Source organism: Pseudomonas sp. SDO5532_S415, from assembly GCF_054071155.1.
Map to the genome: position 1 here is coordinate 1 of NZ_JBSVWS010000220.1, position 7,808 is coordinate 7,808.

At 62.5% G+C, this 7,808-nt stretch carries 5 protein-coding genes; 2 read left to right on the forward strand and 3 right to left on the reverse strand.

Annotated elements, in window-relative coordinates:
• Positions 1 to 61 precede the first annotated feature (61 nt).
• Genes ACW9HW_RS27405 through ACW9HW_RS27415 form a run of 3 tightly spaced genes read right to left on the reverse strand, consistent with a single transcriptional unit; the run spans position 62 to position 4,610 of the window.
• Positions 62 to 1,456 carry an efflux transporter outer membrane subunit gene (locus tag ACW9HW_RS27405; RefSeq protein WP_457402428.1) on the reverse strand — a complete coding sequence of 465 codons (1,395 nt, stop codon included), beginning with the start codon at positions 1,454 to 1,456 and terminating at the stop codon, positions 62 to 64.
• 7 nt (positions 1,457 to 1,463) lie between these two features.
• Complete coding sequence (locus ACW9HW_RS27410; RefSeq protein WP_095197374.1) at positions 1,464 to 3,437, reverse strand: MacB family efflux pump subunit; 1,974 nt, start codon at positions 3,435 to 3,437, stop codon at positions 1,464 to 1,466.
• A complete protein-coding gene (locus ACW9HW_RS27415; RefSeq protein ID WP_457402431.1) occupies positions 3,438 to 4,610 on the reverse strand; it encodes an efflux RND transporter periplasmic adaptor subunit in 1,173 nt (390 codons plus the stop codon).
• Positions 4,611 to 5,736: 1,126 nt separating this feature from the next.
• Between ACW9HW_RS27415 and ACW9HW_RS27420 the strand changes: the two genes are divergently transcribed.
• Positions 5,737 to 6,219, forward strand: coding sequence for a sigma-70 family RNA polymerase sigma factor (locus ACW9HW_RS27420; protein ID WP_095197377.1), 483 nt, complete (start codon positions 5,737 to 5,739; stop codon positions 6,217 to 6,219).
• Between the two features lie 159 nt (positions 6,220 to 6,378).
• The gene (locus tag ACW9HW_RS27425; RefSeq protein ID WP_095197378.1) at positions 6,379 to 7,713 is read left to right on the forward strand and encodes a lysine N(6)-hydroxylase/L-ornithine N(5)-oxygenase family protein; all 1,335 of its coding nucleotides are present in this window, start codon (positions 6,379 to 6,381) and stop codon (positions 7,711 to 7,713) included.
• The last annotated feature ends 95 nt before the right edge of the window (positions 7,714 to 7,808 follow it).

Genomic DNA, 7,808 nt, shown 5'->3' on the forward strand with positions numbered 1-7,808 from the left:
TGAACACAGGTCCACTGTGGGAGCGAGCCTGCTCGCGAAGACGGTCGAATAGTACCCGCCATTACAAAACCTGCCACCCGCCCCCAAGCGCCTTGTACAGCGCAATGCTCGCCTGCAACCGCGACAACCGCAGTTGCACATTCAGATCCTGCGCCGCATACAGCGTGCGCTGGGTTTCCAGCACGGTCAGCAGATCCTCGGCCCCCGCCTGATAACGGCTTTGCGCAATGTCGAATGCAGTTTGCGCCTCGCGCAGTTCTTCGCTTTGCCACTGCCGCTGTTCGTCCAGCCCACGAATGCTGTTCAGCGCTTTTTCCACATCGGCAAAACCATTGATGATCGCGCCGCGATAGGCTTCCAGCAGTTCTTCCTGGCGGGCTGTGGCCTTGTCGCGTTCGGCACCCAGGCGACCGTTGTTGAACACCGGTGCCAGCAGTCCGGCGGCGAGGTTGTAGAAAGGACTGCGCAGAATGTCGCCGGCGCGATCGGCACCGGAGCCGATTTCCGCGCTCAGGGTCACGGTCGGTAACATGGCGGCGCGGGCGACGGTGACGTCGGCCTGGGCGGCGGCCAGTTGCGCTTCGGCGCGGGCGATGTCCGGGCGGCGGCTGAGCAATTGGCTGGGCACGCCGGCTTCGATGGCCGGCCATGACAGTTGATCGAAGCGCTCCTGACCCAAGGCCAGCGCCTGCACCGGACGGCCGAGCAGCGCGGCGAGACTGATCTGCGCGTCCATGGCCTGTTGCTGAACCAGCGGCAATTGCCGTTGCTGCGCCGCGACCAGGCTTTTCTGTTGGGCCAGTTCCAGGGCGGTCGCGGAGCCCGAGTCGAAGCGGGTTTGCACCAGCCTCAAAACGTTCTGCGCATTGGCCAGATTCAGCTCGGCAATGCGGCTCTGTTCCTGCAGCGACAAGGTTTGTGCATAACCGTTGGCCACGCCACTGAGCAACGTCAGCTCCACCGTCGCCTGATCGAACTCACTGGCCTGCAGGGCGAATTGCGCACTGTCGCGGGAGGCGCGCTGGCCGCCCCAGAAATCGATTTCGTAACTGGCCGTGAGGTTGGCGGTGAAGTAGTCGACCGCGTCGTTATCGCTGTCGGCGTCGAGTTGGCTATAGCCGCTACCGCGCAGCAACTTCTGGCGGTTGGCGTTCAAACCGGCCTTGACCTCCGGCAACTGCGAGCCACCGGCGACCACGGTTTCGGCCTGCGCCTGGCGCACTCGGGCGATGGCGGCGGCCAGGTCGTAACTGCCGACCCGGGCCTGTTCGACCAGGCGCGCAAGGTGCGGGCTGCCGAAGCGGTTCCACCATTGCGCGTTGTTGCGGGCGGCGTTTCGGTCATGGGGCGATTGCCAGGAAGAGGGCGGCACGATGCCGCTGTCCGGGCGCTGGGCCGGGGTGCCACAGGCACTGAGCAACAGGCACAGGGTCAGCAAACTCAAGGACGGCTTCATGGAGAGATCATTCACTGGTAAGGGCCGTGACCGGGTCGAGTCGGGCAGCTTTGCGGGCCGGCATGAAGCCGAAGACAACACCGGTGACCAGGGCGCAGCCGAAGGCGCCCAGCACCGCTATCAAGGAGAACGCGACGGCGACTTCGCTGAGGATCAGCACGCCACCGACGATCAGCGCCAGGGCGATCCCGGCCAGTCCGCCGACCACCGAGAGCATCACGGCTTCGGTGAGGAACTGGCGCAGGATGTCCCGCTGCCGGGCGCCGGTGGCCATGCGGATGCCGATCTCTCGGGTCCGTTCACGCACGGTCATGAGCATGATGTTCATCACGCCGATGCCGCCCACCAGCAGCGAAATCGCCGCAATCGAACCGAGCATCAGCGACAGGGTGTTTTGCGTGCGCGCTTCGGCCTGGATCATCGCCGCGTTGTTGGTCAGCTCGAAATCCTTCTTGCCGTTGTGCAGGCGCAGCATCAGCTGTTCGATGGCGTGCTCGGTCTCCTTGACCTTGCGTGCATCGGCGGCGGCAATCGCGATGTACTCGGGATTGTGCGTACCGAACAGCCGTACGCTGGCGGCGGAGTAGGGGATGGCGATGCGGTCGTCGCTGTCGGAATCGCCGGAGCTGGCGCCTTTTTCCGCCAGAACCCCCACCACCTGGAACGGTACGTTCTCAATGAGGATGTACTGGCCGATGGGGTTGGCCACGTCCTTGAGCAGCTTGGTGCGGACCTTGTGCCCGATCACGGCCACCGCCGCGGCGTTTCGTTCGTCGGCCTCGGTGAAATAGCTGCCTTCGACCACCGGCCAGTTGAAGATCGCCGGGAAGTTGGTGTCGTTGCCGCCGACGTAGCTCAAGTGGTCGAGGTTGCCGAAACGCACTCCGGCTTCCTGGCCGTTGACCGGCATGATGCGCATCACTTGCGGCAGGCTTGCCACCGCCTTGACTTCGTCCAGGGTGACGATGCCCAGCGGTGTTCGCGGGTTGGGGGACGAACCGCTGAGGTAAATGATGTTCGAGCCGAACGCGCCCATCTGCGCCATGACCTGGCGCTTGCTGCCTTCACCGACGGCCAGCATCACCACCACCGAGGCCACGCCGATGATGATGCCGAGCAAGGTCAGGGCGGTGCGGAACTTGTTGATCCACATCACCCGCCAGGCCGCTTGCACCGCATCGACCAGTTCGCCTTTCCAGGCACCTGTTGCTTCGGCGCCTTCGCTGAGGCGTTTGCGCAGATCAACCGCTTGCAGCGCGCCGGGGGTGGCCGAGTGTTGCGCGGCGGGATTGTCCCGGGCGCTGTCACTGATGATCAGGCCGTCGCGGATTTCGATGATGCGCTTGGCCCTGGCCGCCACTTCGCGGTCGTGGGTGATCAGGATGACCACGTGGCCCTGGCTCGCCAGTTCGTCGAGCAGCGCCATGACCTCCTTGCCGCTGTGACTGTCGAGGGCGCCGGTCGGTTCGTCGGCGAGGATGATGTGGCCGCCATTCATCAAGGCGCGGGCGATCGACACCCGCTGTTGCTGACCGCCGGACAGCTGATGCGGGCGGTTGCCGGTGCGCGTGGCGAGGCCGAGGCGCTCGAGCAGGGCGGCGGCGCGGGCGTGGCGTTCGGCTGCCGGGGTGCCCGCGTAGATAGCCGGCATCTCGACGTTTTCCTGGGCCGAGCCGGAAGGGATCAGGTGGTAACCCTGAAACACGAAACCAAAGGCTTCGCGGCGCAGCCAGGCCAATTCGTCAGTGTCCAGGGCGGCGACGTTTTCCCCGGCGAAGCGGTACTCGCCCGAAGTCGGGCGGTCGAGGCAGCCGAGGATGTTCATCAGCGTCGACTTGCCGGAACCGGAAGCACCGACAATCGCCACGAACTCACCGGCATGGATCGACAAGTCGATACCGCGCAACACGTGAACTTCAGGAGCGTCGCCACCGCCGTAGGCCTTGCGGATGTCCGACAGTTCGATCAGGGGCGTCTGCATTCAACCGCCACTCCCGTCGGCCGGGCCGATCAACAGGTGATCGCCTTCCTGCAAGCCGTCGAGGATCTGCACCCGCAGGCGATCACTGATCCCGGTGCGCACGGTGCGTTGTTCGATGCTGCCGTTACTGGCGACCACTTGCGCGGTCTGGCTGTCCGCTTGCGTGCCGGCCTGCAGGGCGGCAATCGGCACGGTCAGCACGTCTTTGGCCTGGTCGGCGACGAAGAACACCTGGGTGGTCATTTCCGCCATCAATGCGTTGTCGGCGTTGTCGACGTCCAGCAACACGGTGTATAGCACCACCCGGGCGCTGCCGCTTTTGCTCGTACTGGCGGGGCTGCCGCCGCCCTGGCTGGTCTGGTCCAGCGGTTTGGGCGGCACCGGCAGAATCTGCCGCACGGTGCTTTGCCAGCGCCGGCTGCCGCCACTGAGGGTGGTGAACCAGGCGTTCATGCCGGGTTTGACGTGACCGATGTCGGCTTCGGACACCTCGGCCCAGACCGTCATCGGCGACAACTTGGCGATGCGCAGGATCAGCGGTGTCTGCTGCTGGGCGTTCAGGGTCTGGCCCTCGCGGGCGTCCAGCGCCACCACGGTGCCGGACATCGGCGCATAAATCCGTGTGTAGCCGAGTTCGGCCTGATCGCTGCGCAGGCTGGCCTGGGCCTGGCGAATTTGTGCCTGGAACATGTCGATGCGCGCCTGGGTGGCGCGCAGTTCGGCCTGGGCGGTCTGCACGTCTTCTTCGCGGGTGGCGCCGCCGGCCTTGAGGTGCTGCTGGCGCTGGAATTTCTGTTGGGCGAGGTCGTGTTGCGCCCGTTGTTCCTGGAGCTGGGCCTTGAGGTTTTCGATGGAGAAGCGCCCGGCATCGAGTTTGGCCTGTTGCGTGGACGGATCGATCTCCACCAGCAACTGGCCTTCCTTGATCACGTCACCGACTTCCACATGGATCTTTTGGATCTGCCCCGAAGCCTGGGCGCCGACGTCGACATAGCGCCGGGGCTGCAGGGTGCCCAAGGCCGTGACGCTGCTTTCTATATCGCCGCGGCTGACCTGGACGGTGGCGAATTTGTCGCGACCGGGCGGGATGATCTGCCAGGCAGCGACGGCGATAACGGGGATCAGGCTGAGTGCTACAAGCAGGGCGCGTCGGGTCTGACGGGGACGTTTCATGCAGGGTTCCAGAACAATTGAACACTGCCGTGGGGCCGGCAGGGACGGAGAGCTGTCCTGTATACGATAAAAGTCGCGAGGAATTTAGCTCGGGAAATATGGTGCAACATCTGAAACGGTCAACTGTGGGAGCGAGCCTGCTCGCGAAGGCGGCCTGGCAGCCGGCCTGTCTCTTGCTGGCCGAGTACATATCCATTGCTTCGGTAACGGCGACTTATGGTTTCGCCCTTACGGCGACTTACTTTTTTTTCAAACGCCAAAAAAAAGATAAGCAAAAAAAGGCTCGCCCCGAGCGTCCGGCCCCTCGCTGAGGCTCGGGGTTCCTTCGCTCCGTCATTCATCCGGGGGCATCGCCCTCCGGTTGGCTTCGCTGGCACCTACATGCGATGTGTTCGACTGCGTCGAACGGCGCTGCGCGCCAATCCTCGGATGAACGCCTCCACTCAGCCTGCCGAAGGGGCGGGTGGATCAAGATCAAAAGCTGCGGAGGCGAGCTGACACTCGACCTGATTGCCGTACGCCATTCCTCTGTAGGAGCGAGCTTGCTCGCGATGGTCGTCAACGATAATGCGGGCAGCCTGACACACCCGCGGTGTTCTGTCGTCCATCGCGAGCAAGCTCGCTCCTACAGGGATTCCAGATCTGCTTTGGCTTTTGATCTTGCACTTGATGTTGATCTGCCCCGTCGGCAGGCCGAGCGTAGGTGTTCATCAGGGGGGTAGGCGCGTAGCGCCGTGCGGCGAAGCCGCACACATCGAGAGGAGGTGCAGCGAAGCAAACCGGAGGCGATGCCCCCGGATGAATACCGGAGGGAGGGAACCCTGAGCCTAAGCGAAGGGCCGTACGTCAGGGGATAAAGCGCTTGGTTACTTGGCGCTTTTCCAAGTAACCCGCCGTAAGGGCGGAACTTATAGCGGCCGTTACCGCAGCAACGGATATGTACCCGGTCAACAAAAACCAGACCGCCTTCGTGACTATTTGTCGGGCAAGACAAAGCAACACTTTAAATCTATATGAGAATTACTATAAATTACACACCTCAAACTGCCACTATCGTGCCACTGCCTGTTTTTGTGGCCGATCAGCTGGCTCAAGGACAGAAACCGCACCCGTGCGGACGGGAGTCATGTTGGAAAACTACTATCGAGAGCTGGTGTGTTTCCTGAACGCCAAGCTCGGCAACCGCCAGGTGGCCGAAGATGTGGTGCATGACGCTTATCTGCGGGTCCTGGAGCGCTCCAGCGACACGCCGATCGAGCAGCCCCGGGCATTCCTTTATCGCACGGCACTGAATCTGGTGATCGACGATCACCGGCGCAATGCACTGCGTCAGGTCGAATCGCTGGATGTGCTCGACAATGAAGAGCGCTATTTCAGTCCATCACCCCTCAGCTCGCTCGACCATGGCCAGCGCCTGGACATGCTCCAGCGCGCCTTGGCGGAACTGCCACGCCTGTGCCGCGAGAGTTTCATGCTGCGCAAACTCGATGGCCTGTCGCACCCGGAGATTGCCCAGCGGCTGGGCATTTCCAAGGCGCTGGTCGAGAAGCACATCGTCAATGCGATGAAGCATTGCCGGGTGCGGATGCGGCAATGGGATGCCCATTGACCTGCACATGGCTGCGGTTTGCTTTGGCAAAAATACGTTAAATTTTATTTCACTGTCCTCGTTCCTAATCAACAGACGACTTGCTGTCCTGCTCAAGGCCGGTCAGGTCACTTAGGTTTATTCCCCGCTGCTCGGGGGTTCATCCAGAGGACACTGGAAATGACACAGGCAATTGCATCGCCCATCGTTCACGACCTGATCGGCGTCGGTTTCGGCCCTTCCAATCTGGCGCTGGCCATCGCCCTGCAAGAGCGCGGGCCGACCCAGGGCGAGCTGGATGTACTGTTTCTCGACAAGCAGGCCAACTACAGCTGGCACGGCAACACCCTGTCGACCCAGAGCGAGCTGCAGATTTCCTTCCTCAAGGACCTGGTGACCCTGCGCAACCCGACCAGCCCTTACTCGTTCGTCAATTACCTGAAGGCCCACGGTCGTCTGGTGGACTTCATCAACCTGGGCACTTTTTATCCGTGCCGGATGGAGTACAACGATTACCTGCGCTGGGTCGCCGGGCAGTTCGAAAAACAGAGTCGCTACGGCGAGGAAGTGCTGACCATCGAGCCGGTGCTGCACAACCATCAGGTCGAAGCGCTGCGGGTGATTTCCCGCGATGCCGGCGGCCATCAACATGTGCGCACCGCCCGTTCGGTGGTGGTCAGCGCCGGCGGCACGCCGCGCATTCCCGAAGCCTTCAAGGCGCTCAAGGATGACGCTCGCGTGTTCCACCATTCGCAGTACCTGGCGCAAATGGCCAAGCAGCCGTGCGTGAGCAACCAGCCGATGAGCATCGCGATCATCGGCGGCGGGCAGAGTGCGGCGGAAGCCTTCATCGACCTGAACGACAGCTTCCCGTCGGTGCAGGTCGACATGATCCTGCGCGGCTCGGCGCTGAAGCCGGCGGACGACAGCCCGTTCGTCAACGAAGTGTTTTCGCCGGAGTTCACCGACCTGGTGTTCAACCAGGAAAGCAGCGAACGCGAGCGTCTGGTCAACGAGTACCACAACACCAACTACTCGGTGGTGGACATCGACCTGATCGAACGCATCTACGGCATCTTCTATCGCCAGAAGGTTTCGGGCATTGCCCGTCACGTGTTCCGTACCCTGACCACAATCGAAAAAGCCACCGCTACCGAGCGCGGCATCGAACTGGCGGTGCGCAACAACGCCACCGGCGAAGTCACGGTCCGTCACTACGACGCCGTGGTGCTGGCCACCGGTTATGAGCGTCAGATGCACCGCAAACTGCTGGCGCCGCTGGAACAGTACCTGGGCGATTTCGAGGTCGACCGCAACTACAAACTGATCACCGACGAGCGCTGCAAGGCGGGTATCTACATGCAGGGCTTCTGCCAGGCCAGCCACGGCCTGAGCGATACCTTGCTGTCGATCCTGCCGATTCGTGCCGACGAGATTGCCGGGTCGCTGTATGACCATGGCAAACACCGTGGGCATCGTTCGATGGCGGATTTGTTGTTGGCGACAGCCAGCTGAGATATTCGGCGAATGATAGGCCGCCATCGCGGGCAAGCCCGCTCCCACAGTTTTATCTTCTGCCACACGATTTGTGTCCACCGAAGATCCCTGTG

Bases quoted from the DNA above. Each gene is read 5' to 3' on its own strand.
- ACW9HW_RS27405 (WP_457402428.1), bottom strand. From the start codon at position 1,456: ATGAAGCCGTCCTTGAGTTTGCTGACCCTGTGCCTGTTGCTCAGTGCC.
- ACW9HW_RS27410 (WP_095197374.1), bottom strand. From the start codon at position 3,437: ATGCAGACGCCCCTGATCGAACTGTCGGACATCCGCAAGGCCTACGGC.
- ACW9HW_RS27420 (WP_095197377.1), top strand. From the start codon at position 5,737: ATGTTGGAAAACTACTATCGAGAGCTGGTGTGTTTCCTGAACGCCAAG.
- ACW9HW_RS27415 (WP_457402431.1), bottom strand. From the start codon at position 4,610: ATGAAACGTCCCCGTCAGACCCGACGCGCCCTGCTTGTAGCACTCAGC.
- ACW9HW_RS27425 (WP_095197378.1), top strand. From the start codon at position 6,379: ATGACACAGGCAATTGCATCGCCCATCGTTCACGACCTGATCGGCGTC.